21 protein-coding genes are annotated in these 22,467 nt (G+C 43.8%); 15 read left to right on the top strand and 6 right to left on the bottom strand.

What is annotated here, in order from left to right; translation table 11 throughout:
• Nucleotide 1: 1 nt before the first annotated feature.
• The 5 genes from rpmI (at nucleotide 2) to CDG61_RS03510 (ending at nucleotide 1,945) form a co-directional block, all read left to right on the top strand.
• A complete protein-coding gene (gene rpmI / locus CDG61_RS03490; RefSeq protein WP_001096359.1) occupies nucleotides 2-196 on the top strand; it encodes a 50S ribosomal protein L35 in 195 nt (64 codons plus the stop codon).
• 11 nt (nucleotides 197-207) lie between these two features.
• Nucleotides 208-567, top strand: a complete 360-nt coding sequence (gene rplT / locus CDG61_RS03495; protein ID WP_004867327.1) for a 50S ribosomal protein L20 — start codon at nucleotides 208-210, stop codon at nucleotides 565-567.
• Nucleotides 568-669: 102 nt separating this feature from the next.
• Nucleotides 670-1,047, top strand: a complete 378-nt coding sequence (locus tag CDG61_RS03500; protein WP_087551323.1) for a hypothetical protein — start codon at nucleotides 670-672, stop codon at nucleotides 1,045-1,047.
• Nucleotides 1,048-1,138: 91 nt separating this feature from the next.
• Entirely contained in the window at nucleotides 1,139-1,336 is a 198-nt protein-coding gene (locus CDG61_RS03505) for a hypothetical protein (protein WP_087513035.1), read from the top strand.
• A gap of 63 nt (nucleotides 1,337-1,399) precedes the next feature.
• Nucleotides 1,400-1,945 carry an adenylate kinase gene (locus CDG61_RS03510; protein WP_087551377.1) on the top strand — a complete coding sequence of 182 codons (546 nt, stop codon included), beginning with the start codon at nucleotides 1,400-1,402 and terminating at the stop codon, nucleotides 1,943-1,945.
• A 124-nt stretch (nucleotides 1,946-2,069) separates the two neighbouring features.
• Here the strand turns inward: CDG61_RS03510 and CDG61_RS03515 are convergent, their stop codons facing one another.
• Nucleotides 2,070-3,101 carry a hypothetical protein gene (locus CDG61_RS03515; protein ID WP_087551322.1) on the bottom strand — a complete coding sequence of 344 codons (1,032 nt, stop codon included), beginning with the start codon at nucleotides 3,099-3,101 and terminating at the stop codon, nucleotides 2,070-2,072.
• 159 nt (nucleotides 3,102-3,260) lie between these two features.
• Here CDG61_RS03515 and pheS point away from each other — a divergent pair, with 159 nt between their 5' ends.
• From pheS to CDG61_RS03530, 3 genes are all read left to right on the top strand, one after another.
• Nucleotides 3,261-4,241 carry a phenylalanine--tRNA ligase subunit alpha gene (gene pheS / locus CDG61_RS03520; RefSeq protein ID WP_087551321.1) on the top strand — a complete coding sequence of 327 codons (981 nt, stop codon included), beginning with the start codon at nucleotides 3,261-3,263 and terminating at the stop codon, nucleotides 4,239-4,241.
• A 138-nt stretch (nucleotides 4,242-4,379) separates the two neighbouring features.
• The gene (gene pheT, locus CDG61_RS03525) at nucleotides 4,380-6,761 is read left to right on the top strand and encodes a phenylalanine--tRNA ligase subunit beta (RefSeq protein ID WP_087551320.1); all 2,382 of its coding nucleotides are present in this window, start codon (nucleotides 4,380-4,382) and stop codon (nucleotides 6,759-6,761) included.
• Nucleotides 6,758-7,054, top strand: a complete 297-nt coding sequence (locus CDG61_RS03530; protein ID WP_086197465.1) for an integration host factor subunit alpha — start codon at nucleotides 6,758-6,760, stop codon at nucleotides 7,052-7,054. Before pheT ends, CDG61_RS03530 begins: the two co-directional genes overlap by 4 nt.
• Nucleotides 7,055-7,259: 205 nt before the next feature.
• Here the strand turns inward: CDG61_RS03530 and CDG61_RS03535 are convergent, their stop codons facing one another.
• From CDG61_RS03535 to trxA, 3 genes are all read right to left on the bottom strand, one after another.
• Nucleotides 7,260-7,496, bottom strand: a complete 237-nt coding sequence (locus CDG61_RS03535; protein ID WP_087551319.1) for a hypothetical protein — start codon at nucleotides 7,494-7,496, stop codon at nucleotides 7,260-7,262.
• 408 nt (nucleotides 7,497-7,904) lie between these two features.
• A complete protein-coding gene (rho, locus tag CDG61_RS03540; protein WP_087513030.1) occupies nucleotides 7,905-9,173 on the bottom strand; it encodes a transcription termination factor Rho in 1,269 nt (422 codons plus the stop codon).
• Between the two features lie 325 nt (nucleotides 9,174-9,498).
• On the bottom strand, nucleotides 9,499-9,825 hold the full coding sequence (trxA, locus tag CDG61_RS03545) for a thioredoxin (protein ID WP_087551318.1): 327 nt from the start codon (nucleotides 9,823-9,825) through the stop codon (nucleotides 9,499-9,501).
• A 273-nt stretch (nucleotides 9,826-10,098) separates the two neighbouring features.
• Here trxA and ppx point away from each other — a divergent pair, with 273 nt between their 5' ends.
• The 6 genes from ppx (at nucleotide 10,099) to CDG61_RS17610 (ending at nucleotide 15,521) form a co-directional block, all read left to right on the top strand.
• Nucleotides 10,099-11,619: an exopolyphosphatase gene (gene ppx / locus CDG61_RS03550; protein WP_087513028.1), complete on the top strand. Its 1,521-nt coding sequence runs from the start codon at nucleotides 10,099-10,101 to the stop codon at nucleotides 11,617-11,619.
• A 33-nt stretch (nucleotides 11,620-11,652) separates the two neighbouring features.
• Nucleotides 11,653-12,477 (top strand): acetyl-CoA carboxylase carboxyltransferase subunit alpha, encoded by an 825-nt coding sequence (locus tag CDG61_RS03555; RefSeq protein ID WP_087551317.1) that lies wholly within the window; start codon nucleotides 11,653-11,655, stop codon nucleotides 12,475-12,477.
• On the top strand, nucleotides 12,414-13,796 hold the full coding sequence (tilS, locus tag CDG61_RS03560) for a tRNA lysidine(34) synthetase TilS (RefSeq protein ID WP_087551316.1): 1,383 nt from the start codon (nucleotides 12,414-12,416) through the stop codon (nucleotides 13,794-13,796). Before CDG61_RS03555 ends, tilS begins: the two co-directional genes overlap by 64 nt.
• Nucleotides 13,793-14,623, top strand: coding sequence for a pyrroline-5-carboxylate reductase (gene proC / locus CDG61_RS03565; protein WP_087513025.1), 831 nt, complete (start codon nucleotides 13,793-13,795; stop codon nucleotides 14,621-14,623). Before tilS ends, proC begins: the two co-directional genes overlap by 4 nt.
• 27 nt (nucleotides 14,624-14,650) lie before the next feature.
• Nucleotides 14,651-15,220, top strand: a complete 570-nt coding sequence (locus CDG61_RS03570; protein ID WP_087513024.1) for a YggT family protein — start codon at nucleotides 14,651-14,653, stop codon at nucleotides 15,218-15,220.
• Nucleotides 15,221-15,320: 100 nt separating this feature from the next.
• Nucleotides 15,321-15,521, top strand: a complete 201-nt coding sequence (locus CDG61_RS17610) for a hypothetical protein (RefSeq protein ID WP_228199607.1) — start codon at nucleotides 15,321-15,323, stop codon at nucleotides 15,519-15,521.
• A gap of 287 nt (nucleotides 15,522-15,808) precedes the next feature.
• On the opposite strand, the gene polA is transcribed toward CDG61_RS17610, so the two are convergent.
• Nucleotides 15,809-18,574, bottom strand: a complete 2,766-nt coding sequence (polA, locus tag CDG61_RS03580) for a DNA polymerase I (RefSeq protein WP_087551315.1) — start codon at nucleotides 18,572-18,574, stop codon at nucleotides 15,809-15,811.
• 162 nt (nucleotides 18,575-18,736) lie between these two features.
• On the opposite strand from polA, the gene CDG61_RS03585 reads away from it, so the two are divergent.
• Entirely contained in the window at nucleotides 18,737-21,454 is a 2,718-nt protein-coding gene (locus CDG61_RS03585) for a DUF2339 domain-containing protein (protein WP_087551314.1), read from the top strand.
• A gap of 79 nt (nucleotides 21,455-21,533) precedes the next feature.
• Here CDG61_RS03585 and CDG61_RS03590 read toward each other — a convergent pair whose 3' ends face one another.
• The gene (locus tag CDG61_RS03590) at nucleotides 21,534-22,463 is read right to left on the bottom strand and encodes a mechanosensitive ion channel family protein (RefSeq protein ID WP_087551313.1); all 930 of its coding nucleotides are present in this window, start codon (nucleotides 22,461-22,463) and stop codon (nucleotides 21,534-21,536) included.
• Nucleotides 22,464-22,467: the final 4 nt, after the last annotated feature.

Consider the following 22,467-nt stretch of genomic DNA (forward strand, 5'->3'; position numbering starts at 1 on the left):
TATGGCTAAGTTAAAAACTCGCCGTGGTGCAGCTAAACGTTTCAAAGCGACTGCTAACGGTTTCAAGCGTAAACAAGCGTTCAAACGCCACATTTTGACCAAAAAATCTGCTAAGCGTATCCGTCAGTTACGCGGCTGTGTAATGGTTCACGTAAGTGACGTTGCTTCAGTTCGCCGTATGTGCCCATACATCTAAGGAGATTATAAATGGCTCGTGTAAAACGTGGTGTACAGGCGCATCGTCGTCATAAAAAAATTCTTGCTCGTGCTAAAGGTTACTATGGCGCGCGTTCACGTGTTTATCGTGTAGCGTTCCAGGCTGTAATCAAAGCAGGTCAATACGCTTACCGTGACCGTCGTCAGAAAAAACGTCAATTCCGCGCTCTGTGGATTGCACGTATCAATGCTGGTGCTCGTCAGAACGGTTTGTCTTACAGCCGCATGATCGATGGTCTGAAAAAAGCTCAGGTTATCATCGACCGTCGCGTTCTTGCAGACATCGCTATGCATGATGCAGTTGCATTTGCAGCTTTAGCTGAAAAAGCTAAAGGCGCATTAGCTGCTTAATTATCTCCGGATAATTAAAAAAAGACCGCTTTTCAGCGGTCTTTTTTTGTCTGAACTTTTGTAAAATGTAATATATGTTCTTTTGAATAAAGCGCCTGTTTCATGCGTAAACAATACCATTTCCGTCAGGTGGGTGAAGATACCCATATCTGGGATGTGCATCATCTGGTTGAGTTAAGCCAGGAATTTCAGGTCATTGAAACTCCATTAGCCGGGATCAGGGAACTGAATGAGGCATACTGGTTTCCTGACACACATCCGACAACCCTGCAGATTATTGAACATATACAGCTGATTGAAGCCGCAGATTTATCCTATCCTGTTATTCTCTGTGCAGAAGGTCGGGTCATGGATGGCATGCATCGGATTGCCAAAGCCAGGCTTATGAATCTTGCCACAATCAAGGCAGTCAGATTTGGTGAGACCCCACAGCCTGACTATATCAATATCCATGAAGATGAACTCGAATATGATGATTAAACCCGTCTTTACATAATCTGCACAGGAATACGATAGGTGCGGTGGCAAGGTTCAAATACATTAAAGATATCTTTCAGATGAGTATTTGATCATGCGTGTTGAGATTGAGGGTATTCAGCAGGGTTCAATTGAAGTGGAGCTTCACTCTGTACCCCGAATCGGGGAAAGCATCAAAGTCATGTATGGCGCAGATGCAGAAATTACAGGTGAGGTGATTGCGGTAGAGCATTATATCAATCAGCATGCAGATGATCATAAAATCAGCCTGAGAATCAGACCATTGTATTGAGATTCTGATCTTTAAAAGTAACGTTCTATGTTGCTTTTTTATTGGTCAGTTTTGAGTGCATTTATGAAATATATCAATGTTGTTGGGACTTCAGCCTCGGGGAAATCCACCTTTGCCAGGCAATTGTCCAAAAAGTTGCATCTGGCATATATTGAACTGGATGACCTGTTGTGGATGGATAACTGGCAGGAAACGCCTGATCCGGTATTTTTTAAGAAAATTCAGGATGCTATTGTGCAGGCACATACAGATCCTGAATATCAGGGTTATATGATTGATGGAAATCATTCACGGACTACGCATATCACATGGAAGGAAGTGGATACCATCATCCGGCTGGATTTACCGTTCAGCTTAAATTTATATCAGTCTGTTCGGCGTGCTTTCGGTCGTGCAATGTCTCAGCAGCCGTTCTGGAAAAATTCAGACAATACTGAAAGTTTCAGGCGAATGTTCAGTCGTGATTCCATTGTGCTGTGGATGATAAAAACGCATTCGAAAAACAGAGTGAAATACATGCAGATGATGACTGATCCGCAGTATGCACATATTCATTTTGTACGCTTGACCAGTCGAAAAATGCTGAAAGCCTATCTGGCAAATATTTAAAAACTCAGCTAGAAGTATGCTACGTAGAATACAGTCAGTCAGCAGAACAGCCTTTGGTGCAAAGGTCTGAATCTGCTGAATTCAGGATAGCCGGAGTGCCATTCATACTGTAAATCAGACCGTTTTAGAGTCCAAAATAATAAGCCACAATACAGATCAGAACTGTGATAAAAATAAGCGCAAATGTCCCTGTTTTAGCAGATTTATGTTCAGTGCCTGGACGGGAGCTGATATTTTTCCTGATGCCTGTCTGAGCACCGTCGAGCGGGTTGGCAATTTCGACAGGGGTAAGTTTTGCTGTTTTATAATGATTGGCTACTTTAACCACAAATTTTGCTGTCAGATCATCCAGTTTCTGAGAAAAATGTCTTAAATTTAACTGCTCATCAGGTTGTAAAGGCACACCTTCGTCATTATATGGATGCTTGATTTTTTGCTGAATCAGTTTTTGAAGCGCTTCAAGTCTGTGCAGTGACTGATGAGCAAAATCAGCCTGATAATCTGTAGGGAGCAGAGATAAATTCTGTGTTTGCTCTGCAGTTTCATTCAGGGTGCTGCTGACTGTATCCGTCAAACCATCATAGGGTTGATTCAGTGTCAGTGGTGCTTTGAGATCAGCAGCAAAACGGGTCTGGAACAGTTCACTTTCAGTATATTGATGAATATCATCCCAGTTCGGTTGCTGCAGGTCAGTATCAACACTTTTTGCAAGTTTCGGGTTCAGTTCAAATTTCCAGAACACTTCCTGGCGTACAGCTGCCTTCTGATTTTCAGGAATTTCATAATCATTGTCTGCGTTGTACCATTCAGGCAGCTCTTTACCTAAAATCCATGCTGTTTTTTTATTCTGTTCATGGCTGACAATAAAATGAGCGACAGGCAACAGCTCAACGTTTGGATTCGGGTTTTTTTCATCATTGAGTATGGCAGAACAATGGAGGCTGATCCGATAACATCCCTGTTTTTTTAACCCTTCCAGCCATATCTGAAAATGCTGAGCCAGCAGGTGTTGAGTGGATAGGTCCCGAAACTGCATCAGGTGCTGATTAAAAATGGAATGCTGTAGCCATCGCTGGAAGCTCAGATTCTGAGTCAGAAATTCATTGCCATAAGTCACTAAAGTCAGTTGTTGTTTCCAGATTTGATCGAGCGCCATTGTGATTGATCTCAGGATGATTATCGCTATCTTATACTTTTTATAATTCAGCTTTCCAATCTAATTTTTCATGTACAGGAAACTTCATCCCTATGCGTAAAAACTGTTAGAATATGGGGTTTTTATATTTTTTTAATCATTGTTGCTTTGAGAGTTACTATGTCACTGGAAGCCCTGACCAAAGAAGCGCTCGCTGCAATTGCAGCAGCTCAAGACCTTGCCACACTCGATCAGGTTCGGGTGCAGTTTACGGGGAAGAAGAGCCAGCTTGCTGAACAGTCAAAATCACTGGGTAAAATGGACGCTGAACAGCGCAAGGAATTTGGTGCACAGATTCATGCCGTCCGTGAAGTCATTACTGCTGCACTGACGGAACGTCAGACAGAATTACAAAAAGCAGCACTGGAACAGAAACTTGCAAGTGAAACGATTGATATTACTTTACCTGGTCGTGGTCAAACTGTGGGTAGTATTCATCCTGTGACTCAAGTGCAAGAGCGGATTTGCCAATTCTTCACTAAAGCTGGATTTACTGTTGCGACAGGTCCAGAGGTTGAAGATGATTATCACAACTTTGAAGCATTGAATATCCCAGGACACCATCCTGCACGTGCGATGCATGATACTTTCTATTTTGATGCCAATCACTTACTACGTACCCATACATCGGGCGTACAGATTCGTACCATGGAAACCAGTCAACCGCCGATTCGTATTGTCTGCCCAGGTCGTGTATACCGTTGCGATTCTGACCAAACACATTCTCCGATGTTCCATCAAATCGAAGGTTTATACGTTGCTGAAAATACCAGTTTCGCAGAGTTGAAAGGTTTATTGGTCAATCTCCTCAATGAATTCTTTGAAAAAGATCTAAAAGTACGTTTCCGTCCATCTTATTTCCCATTCACAGAGCCAAGCGCGGAAGTGGATATTATGGATGAACGTGGTAAATGGTTAGAAGTTTTGGGTTGCGGTATGGTTCATCCGAACGTACTCCAAGCTGCTGGGATTGATCCTGAAAAATATAAAGGTTTTGCTTTTGGTTTAGGTGTAGAGCGTTTTGCGATGTTGCGTTATGGCATCAATGACTTGCGTATGTTCTACCAAAATGATGTGCGTTTCTTACGCCAATTTGCTTAAACAGATTTTTTAAATTTAAAGGTATTAGAATCCCCCTAAATCCCCCTTTAAAAAGGGGGACTTCCACACGAAAAGAAAGATGAGTGTGTTTCCCCTCTTTATTAAAGAGGGGCTAGGGGAGATTAAGGAAATGAATGTATGAAAATTAGCGAAAATTGGCTACGCACGTGGGTCAATCCTGCCATCGATAGCGAAACTCTATCTGATCAGCTGACTATGCTCGGTCTGGAAATTGATGAATTAACGCCTGCGGCAAAACCATTTACAGGTGTTGTGGTCGGTGAAGTATTAACTGTTGTACAGCATCCTGATGCAGATCGTTTACGTGTAACAACGGTAAACATTGGTTCAGGTGAGCCATTGCAAATCGTTTGTGGTGCACCAAATGTACGTGAAGGAATGAAAGCACCTGTAGCAACGATTGGTGCGGTACTTCCGGGTGATTTCAAAATCAAAAAAGGCAAACTTCGTGGTGTTGAATCACAAGGGATGCTGTGTGGTGCATCTGAAATTGACCTTGAAGATAAAATCGATGGTCTGTTAGAACTGCCTGCTGATGCTCCTGTTGGTGTGAATATCCGTGAATATCTAAACTTAGATGACAATGTGATTGATATCAGTATCACGCCAAACCGTGGTGATTGTTTCAGTATCCGTGGTATTGCCCGTGAAATTGGAGTGATTAACCAGCTTCCTGTGACTGCACCTGAAATTCAGGAAGTTGCAGCAACAATTGCTGATCAAAAACAGGTCGTAGTCACCACTGAAGGTTGCCCGCGTTATTTAGGTCGTGTGATTAAAAACGTCAATACCAAAGCGCCAACTCCTGAGTGGATGGAACAGGCTTTAGTACGTTCAGGTATTCGCCAGCACAGTATTCTGGTGGATATTACCAACTATGTATTAATTGAACTCGGTCAACCTTTACATGCCTTTGATGGTGCTAAGGTACAAGGTTCAGTCCATGTACGTCAGGCAACTGCTGCTGAAAAGCTTGTCTTGTTGAATGAACAGGAAGTTGAACTGTCTGAAAATGTGATGGTGATTGCTGATGACGCAAAAGCATTAGCGATTGCAGGGATCATGGGCGGACTATCTTCTTCTGTGACAGATGAAACCACTGAGATTTTCTTAGAATCGGCATTCTTCGCTCCACTTGCGATTGCAGGTCGTGCGCGTAGTTTTGGTTTACATACTGACGCATCGCAACGTTATGAACGTGGCGTGGATTTTGAATTGCCAATGATTGCCATGCACCGTGCATCACAATTAATTGCTGAACTTGCAGGTGGTGAGTTTGGTCCAATTACAGTGGCTGAACAAGTTGCATTATTACCAAAACGCGAAGTGATTGAATTAAACCAAGCGCAAGTGGATCAATTACTGGGTTATAAAGTTGAATCAGACTTTATTACAGATGCTTTGCAGCGTTTAGGTTGTACAGTAGCTGTCAAAGCTCAAGGTGAATGGACTGTTGTTCCACCATCGCACCGTTATGATATGGCAATTTACCAGGATTTGATTGAAGAAGTTGCACGTATTCATGGCTATGACAATATTCAAATCAGCCTACCTGTCATTGATGTGAAATTAGCAAAACATCAGGATCAGTTTGAATTACCACAGTTGCGCCAGACTTTGGTGACTTTGGGTTATCAGGAAGCGATCAGCTTCAGCTTTGCAGATTTGAAACTTGAAAAACAATTGAATTCACAAGTGAATCCTTTGGCATTGGCAAATCCAATTTCAAGTGATCTGGCTGTGATGCGTTCAACTTTACTTTCAAGTTTGATCCCTTGTGTTCAGTATAATATTAATCGTCAACAAAGCCGTGTACGTTTCTTTGAACTAGGTTTACGTTTTGATTATCAGAATGCACAAAACATTGATGATCTGAAACAGATTCCAATTTTGGCGATGATTGCTGTCGGTGCTAAGCAAGCTGAATCCTGGCACGGGAAGCCACAGGCAATGGATTTCTTTGATCTAAAAGGTGAGGTTGAGGAGATTCTAGCGGCAGGTCGAGTTCAGGCTGAGTTCACGCATTCTGAGCGCGAGTGGCTACATCCTGGGCAATCTGCTGAAATTATTGTCGATGGTAAATCAATAGGTTACCTGGGACGTCTGCACCCTTCACTAGAAAATGAACTTGATCTGGGTACAACCTGGGTTGCTGAAGTGGATCAACAGGCTGTTTTGCAAACTTATGTATCTAATTTTACAGAATTATCACGTTTCCCATCGGTTAGACGTGATATTGCGCTTTTAATTAATGATAAGATTAATGTCAGCGAAATTCAGCAACTTATCGAAAAGACAGGTGGAGAGCTTTTAAATTCGACCTGGCTGTTTGATGTGTACACTGGGCAAGGCGTTGAAGAAGGCAAGCGCTCACTGGCATTTGCACTCCTTTGGCAACACGCTGCACGTACACTTGAAGATGCTGAAATTAAATCCGGAATGGATAACATTATCCAGGTATTGGAAAATACCTACCAGGCGACATTGAGGGCTTCATGACAGCATTAACAAAAGCAGAAATGGCTGATCATTTAAGTGAGCTCACGAGTTTAAACCGTCGTGAAGCGAAACAAATGGTCGAGTTGTTTTTTGATGAGATCAGCCAGGCGCTGATCTCAGGAGAGCAGGTCAAATTATCAGGATTTGGTAATTTTGAATTGCGTGACAAGCGGGAGCGCCCTGGGCGTAATCCTAAGACAGGTGAAGAAATTCCAATTTCTGCCCGTCGGGTGGTAACCTTCCGTGCAGGTCAGAAATTCAGACAGCGCGTTGGAAATGAGCAGATCGATTGATCTGCTTTTTTTATTTTTAATCCAGGATATTTGAGAGCTGAAATTTTCAGTATTGCGTTGATCACTTTTGGTGTGAACTGTTTTTTATACACAGGCAATTTGCAGGTATGGATGATGAATTAAAGCATCAGAATGGAACATAAAATTTAAGCAATAAAAAAGAGAGCCAAAGGCTCTCTTTTTTTAATAATCTGAAACTGTCAGATTATTGAGCAGCAGAAGCAGCAGAAGCAGCAACGTCAGCAGCAGAAGCAGCAACGTCAGCAGCAGAAGCAGCAACTTCAGTAGCAGCAGAAGCAGCAGCTTCAGCTTCAGAAGCAGCAGCTACAGCTTGAGAAGCAGCAGCTTCAGCAGCAGGAGCTTCTTCAGTTTTTTTAGCACAACCAACGAAAGCTAAAGTAGTAGCAACTGCAGCAGCAATAGCGATTTTTTTGAATAACATGGCATCACTCTCTAAATAATGAGATTAAAAAAAACCTACGTTAGCCTGTTAAGTGCTTTTATTATTCCTAAATTATATTAGGCATTAACAATGCAGGGCAGTCTAACTGGTCTGCGGCTATGCTATCACTGTATATTTTTAAATTCCACTGGGTTGCATAAAAAAAAGGCAGTAAATGGTGGTTTTTGAGGCTGTTTTTAACAGAAAATAACAATTAATAAGTCAGTTTATATTGGATAAATGCTTATTAAGCCCCTAAAAGTTATAGGGTTTTTTGAAGTATTTTTTTTATAATCATTAACTTGAAAATTAAATTACAAACAGAAGTCAGGATTGTGTATTTATGTAAGTAATGTCAACCAAATAAAAAAGCTGCCTGTTAAGGCAGCTTTTTAAATTCGATCTGATTCAGCTTGTTGCTTTCCGCTTCATCTGATCAAAGAAATCATCATTGGTTTTGGTTTCTTTCATGCGGTCAAGCAGGAATTCCACTGCTGCCAGTTCATCCATTGGGTGGAGAAGTTTACGCAGAATCCATACTTTACGCAGATTATCTTCACTCATCAGGCGTTCTTCACGGCGTGTGCCTGATTTTTTGATATTCATGGCAGGGAATACACGTTTTTCTGCAATACGGCGATCAAGCGTGATTTCCTGGTTACCTGTACCTTTGAATTCTTCGTAAATCACTTCATCCATCTTACTGCCTGTTTCGATCAGTGCAGTAGAGATGATGGTCAGTGAGCCACCTTCTTCAATATTACGTGCAGCACCAAAGAAACGCTTAGGACGTTCAAGTGCATGTGCATCAACACCACCGGTTAAGACTTTGCCTGATGATGGGACAACAGTGTTATAAGCACGTGCTAAACGTGTGATTGAATCGAGTAGAATCACAACATCTTTCTTGTGTTCAACCAGGCGTTTGGCTTTTTCGATGACCATTTCAGCAACCTGGACGTGACGGGCAGGGGATTCATCAAAGGTTGATGCAACCACTTCACCACGGACAGTACGTTCCATTTCGGTGACTTCTTCAGGACGTTCGTCAATCAGCAGTACGATCAGGAAACACTCAGGGTTGTTACGGACAATCGACTGAGCGATGTTCTGTAACAGCATGGTTTTACCGGCTTTAGGCGGCGCAACAATGATTGAACGCTGACCTTTACCAATTGGCGCAATTAAGTCAACAACACGTGCAGTTAAATCTTCTGATGAGCCATTACCAAGTTCCATCACCAGCTGTTCAGTTGGGAAAAGGGGTGTCAGGTTTTCAAACAGGATTTTGTTGCGGGAGTTTTCAGGTGTGTCGTAGTTGATCTGGTTTACTTTGAGCAGTGCAAAATAACGTTCACCTTCTTTCGGTGGACGGATCGTGCCTGTAATTGTATCACCTGTACGAAGGTTGAAGCGGCGGATCTGAGATGGACTGACATAGATGTCATCTGGTCCAGCCAGGTAAGAACCTGCCGCTGAACGTAAAAAGCCGAAACCATCTGACAGAATTTCAAGTACGCCATCACCAAAAATCTCTTCACCATTCATTGCATGGCGTTTTAAGATGGCAAAAATAATATCCTGCTTCCGGTTACGTGCCATCCCTTCAAGGCCCATAAACTCAGCTATTTTGATGAGCTCGCCAATCGGTTTTTTCTTGAGTTCGGTTAAATTCATATAAGGTCAGATAGAATCAAAAATTCTGAAATAGAGGTGGAAAGGAGGAGCAACATTAGGCCGCAGTTATGCAAAAAAAACGAAAGAAATTTTGCACATTAACAACTCAGAGGTCTGATTCATTGTTACGAAGAAAAATGTATGAAAACAATTTCTATGCCGAGCGGCAGTCTTTTGTGTTGTGTCTCGTAAGAAACGATGAGGATTTAAGATCCTTTATTTCTTGATTAAGCAATATAAGAGCAAATGACTCATTTGTCAATTTGATGTGAAAAAAATACGCTATAGGTATAGCGTATTTTTTCAGAAATACATGCTGTATAAATCAGATGTTCTCTTCAATAAAAGTAGTCAGTTTTGATTTTGGTGCAGCACCGATCTGTTGAGCAACCACTTCACCGTTTTTGAACATTAACAGTGCAGGGATGTTGCGGATATTGTAGTTCACAGCTGTTGCTTCACATGCAGTAACATCAACTTTTACAATTTTAACTTTACCGTCAAATTCAGTTGAAAGTACTTCAAGTACCGGTGCAATTGCTTTACATGGCGCACACCAGCCAGCCCAGAAGTCTACCAGTACAGGGACATCTGACTGTAGAACATCAGCTTCAAAGTTTTCATCAGTAGTATTTACAATATTACCAGACATGGGAACTGCTCCAGTTTAATTTTAAAGATAGCTTTCTATAAGTATTACATAGCCGTCTTTAACAATGTAGGGGTATATGTAAATTTTCAGTTGTTCTGGTGGATTTGTCCAATTGAAGCTGACGATACCGACAATCGGTTCTGAGTATTGTGTAACACTTTTGTCATATATGCGGAAAAAATAATTACTCGTCTGTACGACTGCATAAATGGCTTTTAAATTGGGTGCATGTGAATTACTCTAAGCAAAATTCCATCTGGGTTCATTTGAATAATGTCTGATTTTTTGATTGATGAAGAGCTGCTGGCAGCCATTGATATGGGATCAAACAGTTTCCACCTGGCAATTGCACGGGTTGATCATGGCGAAGTAAAAAAAGTAGCCTCAATGTCAGAAAAAGTACAACTTGCAGCTGGGCTGGATGAAAATAAAAACCTGACAGAAGCTGCCCAGCAAAGAGGTCTGGCCTGTCTGGCACGTTTTGTCGGTCGTTTAGGTTCAGTACAGCCCAACAGAATGCGGATTGTTGCGACCAATGCGTTGCGTCAGGCAAAAAATGGTCATGAATTTATTCAGAAAGCAGCAGAAATTCTGCCAAAACCTATTGAGATTATTGCAGGTCGTGAAGAAGCACGTCTGATCTATCTGGGCGTATCGCACACGATGGTCAACAGTGGTCGTCGTCTGGTGATTGATATTGGTGGCGGTTCAACAGAACTGATTATCGGCGAAGAATTTGAACCGATTCATACTGAATCATTACAGATGGGATGTGTTGCTTTTACCAAAGCTTATTTTGAAGACGGTGAAATCAGCCCGAAAGCATTTGAACGCGCTGTTGTTTCAGCCCGTAAAGAGTTGTCAGGTCTTGCCAATACTTATAAAGCGGCTGGATGGGATACGGTTGTTGGCTCCAGTGGTACGATCAAAGCCTGCCGCCAGATTACAGTGAACATGGGCTGGGGGGATGATCAGGAAAATCTGACCCGTGAAGGTCTGGAAAAACTCAAAGAGAAACTGCTGAAATACAGACATGTTTCTGAAATGGAGTTTGAGGGATTAAAAGAAGACCGCAGAGCAGTTTTGCCAGCTGGCGTTGCCATTTTATATGCAGTTTTTGATGTACTGGGACTTGAAACGCTGGTGTATTCGGATGGTGCTTTGCGTGAAGGGGTGATGTATGACCTGCTTGGGCGCTTCCAGCATGAAGATATCCGGGACCGCAGTGTGCATGCTTTAATGGGGCGTTATAATGCAGATCCAAAACAGGCAGAACGTGTGGTCAACACAGCACAGGACCTGTTCAATTCGGTTGCTGCAGACCTGGATTTAAGCAGTGAAGACAGTGATTTACTGCGCCGCGCAGCTTATCTGCATGAAATAGGACTTGCGATCAGTCACAGCGGTTATCACCGTCATGGGGCATATCTACTTCAGCATTCAGACATTGCCGGCTTTTCTCAGATTGATCAGAATCACCTTTCTCACCTTGTGGCGCACCATCGACGTAAACTCAGAAGCGATGCCCGTGTCGATGTTATGAAAGTGGGTGGTAGCAAATTAGTTTACCTGTGTCTATTGCTTCGTTTAGCAGTTTTATTAAATCACAGTCGCAGCGATCAGATGCTTCCTGCCATTGAACTGACCGTGGACAATGAGCAACAATGGCACCTGAGTGTTTCTGGTGATGCCAAACAATGGCCTTTGCTTGTCGCTGATCTGCATGATGAGCAGGTTCAGTTTAAGCACTGGGACGTTGAGTTGAATATTCAGTCGGAACAGTTTATCGATTAACACGTTGGTTAATTTAGGGATAATGGTCGACCTATGAGAAATAAAGCTGCTCAGTCCAAAGCATGGGCTACTGTCCAGATTGCGCGTCATCCTGAACGTCCTCAGTTTCTGGACTATGTGGGTGAAATTTTTACTGAATTTGATGCCTTGCACGGTGATCGTGTATTTGGTGATGATGGTGCAATGATCGGTGGTCTTGCCCGTTTTAACGGACAGCCTGTTATGGTGATTGGTCAGCACCGTGGTCGCAGTACCCGTGAAAAACTTCAGCATAACTTCGGGATGTGTAACCCTGAAGGATACAGAAAGTCTCAGCGTCTGATGGACATGGCAGAGCGTTTTAAACTGCCGGTATTTACCTTCATTGATACCATGGGCGCATATCCTGGTGTAGGCGCAGAAGAACGTGGTCAGGCAGAAGCTATTGCAAGCAACCTTGCACGTCTGTCTGCTCTGAAAGTTCCTGTTATTGCGACCGTTCTGGGTGAAGGTGGTTCAGGTGGTGCTTTAGGTATCGGTGTTGCTGATCGTGTTATCATGCTGTCACACAGTATTTATTCTGTTATCTCTCCAGAAGGTTGTGCTTCCATTTTATGGAAAACTGCTGAAAAAGCAGAACAGGCAAGTGAAGCACTTGCGTTGACAGCAGACCGTCTGAAGAAGATTGGCATTGTGGAATATGTGGTGGATGAAGGAGCTGGTGCTCATCTTCATCCTGAACAGGTGATGCAGAGTTTAAAAACAGTTCTGCAGGAGTCTTTGGAAGAATTGCAAACGATGGATGCAGATGAACGATGCGAAGCACGTTACCAGCGCTTAATGAAGTTTGGCAGCGACAATCCTGGGCTGGCATCTTAAAACAGACAGAAAGCTTTTCTGAAAATACAACTTTTCTGATTGGATGCAGTGGTGGCATGGATTCCATGTTACTGCTGCATTTAATGTCTTATTTCCCTTCCGAAAAAATCCGTGCAATTTACGTTGATCATCAGCTTCAGTCATCCAGTACAGACTGGGGGCAGTTTGTTGCGCAACAGTGTCAGGCACTGAACATCTCCTGTGTGGTTGAACAGGTGACGGTCACTGCGGGCAATCTGGAAAACCAGGCACGTGAAGCACGCTATCAGGCTTATCTGAAACATTTAAAACCGACGGATCTGCTGGTGCTGGCGCATCATGAACAGGATCAGGCGGAAACGCTGATGTTACGTTTACTGTCAGGCAGTGGTGTATTTGGACTGTCCGCCATGCAACAGCTGGATATCCGTGCAGACTTCAGTATCTGGCGACCTTTGCTGAATCTGAGTCGTGAGCAGATTTGCCAATGGGCACAACAGCTGAATGTGCAGAATATTGAAGATCCGACCAATCAGGATACGCATTACGACAGAGCCTGGTCCCGCGAAATTTTATGGCCTTTGCTGAATACACGTTTTCCACGGATGCAGCAGGCACTTGGACGGACTGCCCTGTTAATGCAGGATGCAGCAGAAATTCTGACAGAAGTACTGGAACAGGATCTGCAGCAATGCGGCAACTCATCGGAACTGAAGATTGCTGAACTGAGTGTTTTATCCATCGCCAGACAGAGACAGTTACTGTCTGCCTGGATGAAAGGGACAGAGCAGTATCGACCCTCTATGGATATGGTGGAACGGGTGATCCGTGAGGTGCTGTATTCAAAAAAAGATGCTCAGGCTGCATTGCACTGGAACGGTTTTTATTATGTGCGATATCAGCAGAAGCTTTACCGCCTGACTGAGCAGGAATATACAGCTGGAAAAAATCCAGATACATCTGAAGATGTTTTATACATCCAGGCTTTAAACCAGTCTGTACAGACTTTAGCGGGTAGTTTTGTGACTGGAACTGCTAAGACCGGACTGTCACGGAATCTGTTGAATCAGCCACTGAAACTGACGGGTAGGCAGGGCGGGGAGAAGATTCATCTGCATGGCAGAGTGGGGAGCTGGCCATTAAAAAAGGCAGTGCAGGAGGCACAAATTTTTCCGTGGATGCGTCATACAATTCAAATATTAAGCGTGGATAATGTTATGCTAGGTGTCTTTACACCGAAAGGTTTCTGGCTGGCACATTCTGCTTACTGCGAAAAAGGTGGGTGGCAGCCATATTTAGTCTCTCAATATAAAGAACGTAACGACGGACGTGAATCATGAGCGCAGTTTTAAATTGTAATATCAGCTTTATTGGCGGTGGTAATATGGCACAGGCACTGATTGGTGGCTTGATTGCACGTGGACTGCCTCCAACCCGTATTACAGTTTCTGATCCTGTTGAAAAAGTGCGTTTTTTCCTTGAGGAAAAAGACGTACACGTTACAGATGATAATACTGCTGCCATTCGTGATGCGGATATTGTTGTATTTGCGGTGAAACCACAGGTTCTTGCTAATGTGTTGAAGCCGTTGAACGGTCTGTTTGATGGTAAACTGGTCATTTCGATTGTTGCTGGAGCAGAAGTGGCGACCATTTCTGAATTACTCGGCACTGAGCGGATTGTCCGTGTTATGCCAAACACACCTGCGCTGGTGCAGACCGGTGCTCATGGTTTATTTGCGACTGAAGCTGTTGATCAGAAAGACCGTGAACTGGCAAGCCAGGTGCTCGCTGCAACAGGTCTGACTCTGTGGGTAAACACCGAAGCACAGATTGATGCAGTTACAGCAGTTTCAGGTTCAGGTCCTGCTTATTTCTTTTATCTGATGGAAAGCATGATCCGTGCAGGTAAAAATCTGGGACTGGATGAAAAGGTGGCAACGGCTCTGACTTTACAGACAGCATTGGGGGCAGCTCAGATGGCAATCACCAGCTCAAATACACCAGCAGAATTACGTAAAAATGTAACGTCACCAAATGGTACGACTCAGGCTGCAATTGAAGTTTTTGATCATGCACAGATTTCGCAGAGTATTCAGGCTGCTCTGGCTGCTGCTAAAACCCGCAGTCAGCAGCTGGCACAGGAACTGAGCGACAGTATTCAGTAAAACATTAGATTTCAGGAAAGTTCAGGTATGGGTGCAAATTCTGCGCTGATTTTTGGCATTATTATTAACGTAGCGATTTTGCTCGTATTTTTTCGTTTTCTCATGCAGCTGGCGTCGGTGAGTCCTTACAATCCCGTTGTCCTGTCCACTGTGAAAGCAACAAAAATTGTAGATATATTTGGTCGCATTTTCCCGACTGTAGGTAAAGGTCGGGTCAATCTGGCCGCACTGATTTTAGTGATCGTGCTGTATCTGTTGAAAATTTTTGGTGTGATGTATCTGTCAGGTGCGATGCCGAACAGTCCGATTCACTTGTTGATTCTGACCTTTGTCACCATGATTCAGGATCTGATCCGTTTCTGTCGTTACCTGATTTTTGCGACGATCATTCTGAGTTGGGTGGTCATGCTGACTCAGTCCCGTTCACCTTATATTGAAGTGATTCAAGAACTGGCAGAGCCTTTACTTGCGCCATTCCGCCGTCTGCTGCCAAATATGGGAATGATTGATCTGTCACCAATTATTGCATTCCTTGCACTGTATATGGCTGAAATTATTATGAATCAGGTGGCAATCGTATTGTTGACCGGTCTGTAATAACAGGCAATAAAAAAGGACTCTATTGAGTCCTTTTTTATTACTTAGAATTTATGAAATATATAGATTGTTATGACTATTAAAATATTTATTTAAAAATATGAAACTTGAAACCAATAATTTAAATGCGGAATTTTATTTAGCTTCATTAGCTTTAGATGTCCTTGAAGCGATGAAGCAGGGTGTTGTACATCCTGAAATGGGTATTTGGTTATTAGGGAGATTACAATGTTCACAACAGATTGAAAACTCTCCAATGTTATCTGACATATCTCAAATATGTCATTGGATGTATGGATGAAATTACTACATGGGCTGAGTTAGATCCACAAAATGTCTTTGACAGACAACATAAAATGATTAATGAATTAAAATCTAAATGTTTGAATATTTATCAAGTTTAGATTATCAAAGTATGGGCTTGAGAATATTGTTATCAATGGATGATCATGATTTGGATATTGAAGATTGATTTTATTGGAGGTTATAGGAACAAGAGATACTTTTAATATCTCTCTTTTCTTATAGGATTGTATCTCTTATTTTAAAGATCACCTCTCCTAAAAGGAGAGGGAACTTATTTCAGACTTAATGCGCCTCATCCCAGTTGTTGCCTTTACCGACTTCAACGACAAGAGGGACAGATAAAGTCACAACTTTCTGCATTACATCTTTAATCTGTTCAGCCAGCTGGTCTGCAACGGCTTCATCGACTTCAAAGACCAGTTCATCGTGAACCTGTAACAGGAGTTTTGCCTGATCTTTCGGCAGGATTTTATTCACCTCAATCATTGCCATTTTAATGATTTCAGCCGCAGAACCTTGCAGTGGTGCATTGATTGCAGCACGTTCAGCACCTTTACGCACCATCATGTTTCGCGCATCAATATCAGGTGTATACAGGCGACGACCCGTAATGGTTTCCACAAAACCCTGCTCCAGTGCGACCTGACGGGTGCGCTGCATATATTCATAAATGCCAGGATAACGGTGGAAATACTGTTTGATATAGTCCTGAGATTCCTGACGGGTAAAGCCAAGCTGACGGATCAGACCAAATTCTGACATGCCATAAAGCAGACCGAAGTTGACAGCTTTCGCCTGACGGCGCTGATCACTGGTGACTTCATCCAGCGGAACGCCCAGTACTTCTGAAGCTGTACGGCGGTGTACATCCTGCCCATGATTAAAGGCATGTACCAGTGCCTCATCCTGGCAGAAGTGTGCCATCAGACGCAGTTCAATCTGTGAATAATCGGCAGCCAGCAGGATACGTCCTTTCGGTGCAACAAAGGCTTTACGGATCTGACGACCGATATCTTCACGGACAGGAATATTCTGTAAGTTCGGGTCAGTGGAAGACAGACGACCTGTTGCAGTCAGTGCCTGATGATAACTGGTATGCACACGATGAGTGGCGTTATTCGCCTGTTTCAGCAGACCGTCGGTATAGGTGCTTTTGAGTTTGGTCAGACCACGGTATTCAATAATCAGTGCAGTAATCGGGTGATCAATTTTTTCCAGGATACTTTCTGAAGTACTGTACTGCCCGGTAGATGTTTTTTTACCACCTTTCAGTCCGAGTTTTTCAAACAGAACTTCACCGACCTGTTTTGGCGAGGACACATTAAAGGGTTCTCCCGCAATTTCGATGATCTGATTTTCCAGCTGCTGAATGGTTTCAGAAAACTCGACACCGAGCTGATCCAGGAAATTCAGATCCAGTTCAATGCCGTTTTCTTCCATTGTTGCCAGAACAGCAGCTGTCGGCATTTCAATATTATGCAGAATACCGCTTAAAGGAGGAATTTCCTTCAGCTTACGATCCAGTACTTCGTACAGGCGATAAGTGACATGAGCATCTTCAGCCGCATAGTGGGCTGCTGTTTCCAGTTCAATCTGGTTAAGGGTTTTCTGCTTTGCGCCTTTACCTGCAATCTGCTCAAAAGTCGTGGTCAGATGGCTGAGATAAACACGGGCAACATCATCCATACCATGACGGGTTGCGACTGCATTCAGTACATAAGATGCCAGCATGGTGTCAAAATACCAACCTTGCAGATGAATACCGTGATTTTCAAAAATATGCGCATCGTATTTCAGATGATGCCCGATTTTTTCAACACTGGCATCCTCCAGGATCGGTTTGATCTGCTGAATGATGAATTCACGGTTCAGCTGTTCAGGTGCACCTTCATAATCGTGTGCAAGGGGAATGTAATAAGCATCATTCGCGTCGAATGCAACAGAAAAACCGACCATTTCAGCAACACGATAATCCAGACTGGTGGTCTCAGTATCTATGGCAAAACGTTTTTCTGTGCTCAGGCGTTTAAACAGCACATCCCAGTCGGACTGGGTCAGTACAGTGTGATATTTTGCATCACCGAGTAAGTCATCAATACTGGTGCTGCTTGCCTGATCTATAGATGGTTCAGTATCACTTTGCTGTTCTGTTTTAACAATCTCTTTGGTGGTTTGCTTATAGGTGACATTGTTGGGGTTGTTCGGGTGATCAAGAGACTGTAACTGATTACGGAATTCAAGTTCTGTATAAAGATTACGCAGTGTCTCTACATCTGGATCACACAGTTTTAAGTCGTCATAAGTGATGTTCAGATCCAGATCAATCACGATGCTCGCCAGCTGATGATCGAGTGCAATCCCTTCAACGTTATCTTTGATGTTCTGACCGACTTTGCCTTTAATACTGTCGACATTTTCCAGAATACCGCCAATCGAGCCATATTCATTCAGCAGTTTAGCCGCTGTTTTTGCACCGACGCCAGGCACGCCACGGATACCGTCCGATGCATCACCCATGAGCGTTAAATAGTCAATAATCTGGTCAGGTCTTACCCCAAATTTTTCAATAACCCCAGCAATATCCATGGGCTTGTCTTTAAAGCTGTCTTCCAGTGTGACTTTCTCTGTCACCAGCTGTGCCATGTCTTTATCACCAGTGGAAATGAGCACCTGATGTCCTGCAGCTTCTGCACGTTTTGCCAGTGTACCGATGATGTCATCTGCTTCTGCACCCGGCAGCATATGCAGTGGAATACCCAGTGCACGGATCAGCGCATGTAGATAAGGAATCTGCTGAGACAGTTCCTCTGGCATGGTTGGACGGTCACCTTTATAAATAGGAGACAGTTCATGACGGAACGTAGGTTCTGGTGTATCGAAAATTACCGCCATGTGTGTTGGCTGTACACGACGCATTAATTTCTGAATTGCTGAAATTGCCCCACGGATGGCATTGGTCTGTAAACCAGTTGAAGTGGTTAAAGGTGGTAGTGCATGAAATGCACGGAATAAAAAATAAGACCCATCGACCAGGACAAATGGTGGCATTGCAACTTTCCAATTCTGATAACTGCGTTATTGTACGTGATTTTTCGGCAGGGCGCAGACACATGATTGTATAAGCACGTTACCGAATATCTGATGAATACTGAATAGCCTGGGTTTTTATTGTTGTATGATCATGAAAACAGGGAAAGAGAACAGGATAAGATGCTGAATGGCTCGCTGAAAGGGCAAAATGAAATTCGCATGATCTGGCTGATGGTGCTGATCATTGTGGCAGTCAGTGCATGGTTTCTGAAAACACCGGTCGTGACTTATATCTGTGTGGTTGCCCTGGTGATCAGCGTGATGCAGTATGTTGACGCTGTGCAGAAACCGCTGGATGAGCTGTCTGTTCAGTATCAGCACATATCGGAACCGACCTCTAAAACACCACTCTATATTGCCTCTGTACTTGCTTTTGCAGGTGGGTTTACGGATATGCAGTGGCTGACCGCACTGGGTGTTACAGCGTGGATTTTTTTCTTTCTCAGATGGTTACAGCGTCTTGAGCTTGCACTGAACAGGTTACAGTTTCAGATCGGGAACAGAAAAACGGCAGATCATATCGCTGAGCCCTTTCAAAGTGTGACTGAAGAACAGCGTCAGTCACATAATGCTGAAACAGAGCTCAGTCTGAGTGGGCAGATCAGGCAGTGGATATTTACAGGTAATCCAGTGTTGAAGGTGGCGATATCTGTCCTGATCGCTGGTCTTATCTTACTGCTCAGATTCGCTACCGAGCACTGGCAGCTGAGTCTGGCATTTAAGCTGGTTATTGTTGCTGGTTTCAGTGCAGCCATTGCAGGGGGCGGATATACACTGTTTTCCAGAAATAGAAGTTTTGCACTGGCGCTGGAAGGTCTGGGTATCGCTGGGCTGTTTCTGACGCTGTTTTTTGCCTATTACAATTCAGTCATAGCATCATTATTGTCAGCCAGTCTGTGTTTTGCGGTCATTATGGCGGTCACGGTCTGGCTCAGCCTGAAACAGCAGTCAGTTGAGCTGTCTCTGATGGCGATGCTGGTCGCTTATGCCGCACCTTTTACATTGCCTGTGCGGGATGCAACAGCACCTGAACTGCTGAGCTATTATCTGGTCATCAATCTGAGCGTAGCGCTGTTAAGCACACTCAGACCCTGGAAATATCTGAATCAGATCGCTTTGCTGATGACGGCTGTGGTCGGTGGTGGTTATGCTTTTGCTCATGCCACACTGATTGAACGTCCAGTCCTGAGTCTGCTGGTTCTTGCACATGCTGCCGTATTTATATGGATCGGTTTCCGTTTCAGTCAGTTGCTGGCAAAGCATGATTTCAACAGTTTTAAGCTGAAACCTGTGCTTGATTTGGCTGTGATTTATGGAACACCTCTGACGGCATATTTTTTCCTGTATTTGATGTACTTTGAGTTGCCATATCAGCAGGCAGCCTTTAGCCTGTTGTTTGCTGGCGTTTATCTGTTGCTGTATTTGTGGTGTCGTAACCGACAGATCATCGAGCTGATTGCACAGAGCTATTTCAGTCTGATGCTGATTTTCCTGGCATTGGTTCTCCCCATTTTACTGCCTGAACAATGGAGTGTGGTCGGCTGGGCTGTGGAAGGAGCAGTGGTTTTTATTTTTGCACTGTACCGGAAGTCCATGCTGAGTCAGTACCTGGCGATGGGACTGCTCAGTGTAGCAGGACTGAATGGGTTATATAGCCTGGTAAATTCAGACAGTTTTCCTTTCATCATGGGGTGGGGGCTAAGCCTGAGTTATCTGTCGGTTGTTCTGATGGCTAACAGGACAGCCTTGTTCCGCCAGCAGTTGAATACCTTCAGTGTGATTTTTTTCGGTATGCTGATGTTTGCTGCCATGATTATGCTCCTGGCAGTCTTACTTGATCTGTTGCATGGATCTGATCAGTTATTGCATGCATTGCTGATCTGTTCAGGACTTCTGCTGCTGATCAATCAATATCTGAAATACTGTAAAGCAGGCTGGACCTGGCTGGTTCCCGAATGGGCAGGACTGTTGCCACTGAGTGCTGTGGTCGCCTGGTTACTCATGCGAAATATACATGGTGGCATGCTGGTCTGGTCAGATCTTTATACCCGTACAGGATTTGCAGTCGCTGCAACTATATTAACCCTGATCTGGTTAAGACCATTGTCAGGATTAAAAATGGCAAAAGAATGGGTCAGCCTGGGGGCTTTATCCAGTTTAAGTGCGGTCAGTCTGACACTGTTTCCTGGCATACCATTCATCAGTGTGGTGATCCTTCCTTTACTGTTTGCTGTGTGGTGTTTTAAACAACCGTCTGACAGTACATGGCGGTTATGCTGGCAGAGCAGAAGCAGTCTGTGTTTACTTATGCTCTGGATGATCTGTTCTCAGCTCTATTCCCAGCAGACGTTTCATGCTTATTTTGTCCCTGTACTGAATCCGTTTGATGTGGTCAGTATTATGGTACTGATCGGTTTTATCTGGATGCTGACGCTACAGATTCATTCGGGACTGGACCGCAGTCTGGCTGCAGTGCTCGTGGTGCTCGGTGTTTTATGGTTAAGCAGTTATGTTTTACTCAGAGCACTGCATATCTATGCTGCGACACCGTATAACGATATGTCACTGTGGAAAAATGGACTGGTTCAGTTAAGTCTGACACTGTTATGGGTAGGACTGGCATTTGTTGCGATGAGTACCGCAAGCCGTAAACAGCTGAAACCTGTGTGGTTACTGGGTGGCAGTCTGCTGGTGATCGTGACACTGAAACTGGTGCTGTTTGACTTATCACATATCGGAACATTAACCCGGGTCATCTCTTTTCTGGGCGCAGGTTTTGTCATGCTGATCATCGCGTATATAGCACCGATGCCAGGACAGAAAAGTGAATCTGTATAATGCTGTTCTGAACAGGCAGCACATCCCACTTTTCATACAGCAATAAAAAAGCCTTCATGGAAGAAGGCTTATCTGATTTTTATTTCAGGTCAGGTTCACGCTTAATATTCTGTGCATTGGCATACTGATCCAGGTCAGCATTGCTCAGAGGACTTTGCGGGTGTTGAGGACGGTCTACAAAACCAATTTTTGGTACAGGAATTTCAATCTGATTTTCCACAAAACGGTTACGGATCATTTCATGAATTTCATCTTTGGCTCTTAAATAATTGTCCTGCTTACACCACAGTGCAAACAGCAGTTCAATGGATGATTCACCAAAGGCAGTGACCGTTACCTGCGGTTTTGGGTCGGCCAGTACACGTGGATAGTCACTGGCAACATCCAGTAAAACTTCACGGACTTTGTTGATGTCTTCATTGAAATTGATGGACAGGCTGATGGGAATCCGCCGTATGGGAAACTTGGACAGGTTATGAACGGGAGCGCGGATCAGCTGTTCATTGGGCAGACGGATATAAATGTTATCAATGGTCAGCAGTTTTACCGACAGCAGATCAATCGAAATCACTTCGCCTTCGATCACATGACCACGGATCAAGGTCAGCTGAATGGTGTCCCCAACCTCGAAAGACCCTTCACCAATCAGAAACAGACCACTGATTAAGTTGGAGGCTGAAGTCTGTGAGGCGAAACCCAGAGCGACCGTCAGAATACCCGCGGCACCCAGGAAAACACTCAGTTTAAAACCGGCTTCCTTTAGACTGGTGATCACAAACAGCATGAAAATAAAATAAAAAATACCACGACGCCAGACCAGTCGCTGATGTGCATTAAACCGTGCGCCAATGGTTCGGATAAATGCATTGGAAATCAGTCGGGCGAGAAAAAATCCAATGACACAGAGCACCAGTGCAACCAGTAACTCACTGAGCCGGTCTGTATTGATATTGGTAAATACGCCTTTAAAACTGTCGGCAATATCTTTGGGAATACTTGTTTCAGCCATCATG

Origin of the sequence: Acinetobacter sp. WCHAc010052 (assembly GCF_002165295.2) — a bacterium.
Taxonomy (GTDB): Bacteria; Pseudomonadota; Gammaproteobacteria; order Pseudomonadales; family Moraxellaceae; genus Acinetobacter; species Acinetobacter chinensis.

Coding starts and splice junctions, on each gene's coding strand:
- pheT (WP_087551320.1), top strand. CDS start 4,380: ATGAAAATTAGCGAAAATTGGCTACGCACGTGGGTCAATCCTGCCATC.
- rpmI (WP_001096359.1), top strand. CDS start 2: ATGGCTAAGTTAAAAACTCGCCGTGGTGCAGCTAAACGTTTCAAAGCG.
- CDG61_RS03510 (WP_087551377.1), top strand. CDS start 1,400: ATGAAATATATCAATGTTGTTGGGACTTCAGCCTCGGGGAAATCCACC.
- tilS (WP_087551316.1), top strand. CDS start 12,414: ATGCGAAGCACGTTACCAGCGCTTAATGAAGTTTGGCAGCGACAATCC.
- ppx (WP_087513028.1), top strand. CDS start 10,099: ATGTCTGATTTTTTGATTGATGAAGAGCTGCTGGCAGCCATTGATATG.
- CDG61_RS03500 (WP_087551323.1), top strand. CDS start 670: ATGCGTAAACAATACCATTTCCGTCAGGTGGGTGAAGATACCCATATC.
- proC (WP_087513025.1), top strand. CDS start 13,793: ATGAGCGCAGTTTTAAATTGTAATATCAGCTTTATTGGCGGTGGTAAT.
- polA (WP_087551315.1), bottom strand. CDS start 18,574: ATGCCACCATTTGTCCTGGTCGATGGGTCTTATTTTTTATTCCGTGCA.
- CDG61_RS17610 (WP_228199607.1), top strand. CDS start 15,321: ATGAAACTTGAAACCAATAATTTAAATGCGGAATTTTATTTAGCTTCA.
- CDG61_RS03570 (WP_087513024.1), top strand. CDS start 14,651: ATGGGTGCAAATTCTGCGCTGATTTTTGGCATTATTATTAACGTAGCG.
- rho (WP_087513030.1), bottom strand. CDS start 9,173: ATGAATTTAACCGAACTCAAGAAAAAACCGATTGGCGAGCTCATCAAA.
- CDG61_RS03590 (WP_087551313.1), bottom strand. CDS start 22,463: ATGGCTGAAACAAGTATTCCCAAAGATATTGCCGACAGTTTTAAAGGC.
- CDG61_RS03555 (WP_087551317.1), top strand. CDS start 11,653: ATGAGAAATAAAGCTGCTCAGTCCAAAGCATGGGCTACTGTCCAGATT.
- CDG61_RS03530 (WP_086197465.1), top strand. CDS start 6,758: ATGACAGCATTAACAAAAGCAGAAATGGCTGATCATTTAAGTGAGCTC.
- rplT (WP_004867327.1), top strand. CDS start 208: ATGGCTCGTGTAAAACGTGGTGTACAGGCGCATCGTCGTCATAAAAAA.
- CDG61_RS03535 (WP_087551319.1), bottom strand. CDS start 7,496: ATGTTATTCAAAAAAATCGCTATTGCTGCTGCAGTTGCTACTACTTTA.
- CDG61_RS03505 (WP_087513035.1), top strand. CDS start 1,139: ATGCGTGTTGAGATTGAGGGTATTCAGCAGGGTTCAATTGAAGTGGAG.
- pheS (WP_087551321.1), top strand. CDS start 3,261: ATGTCACTGGAAGCCCTGACCAAAGAAGCGCTCGCTGCAATTGCAGCA.
- CDG61_RS03515 (WP_087551322.1), bottom strand. CDS start 3,101: ATGGCGCTCGATCAAATCTGGAAACAACAACTGACTTTAGTGACTTAT.
- CDG61_RS03585 (WP_087551314.1), top strand. CDS start 18,737: ATGCTGAATGGCTCGCTGAAAGGGCAAAATGAAATTCGCATGATCTGG.
- trxA (WP_087551318.1), bottom strand. CDS start 9,825: ATGTCTGGTAATATTGTAAATACTACTGATGAAAACTTTGAAGCTGAT.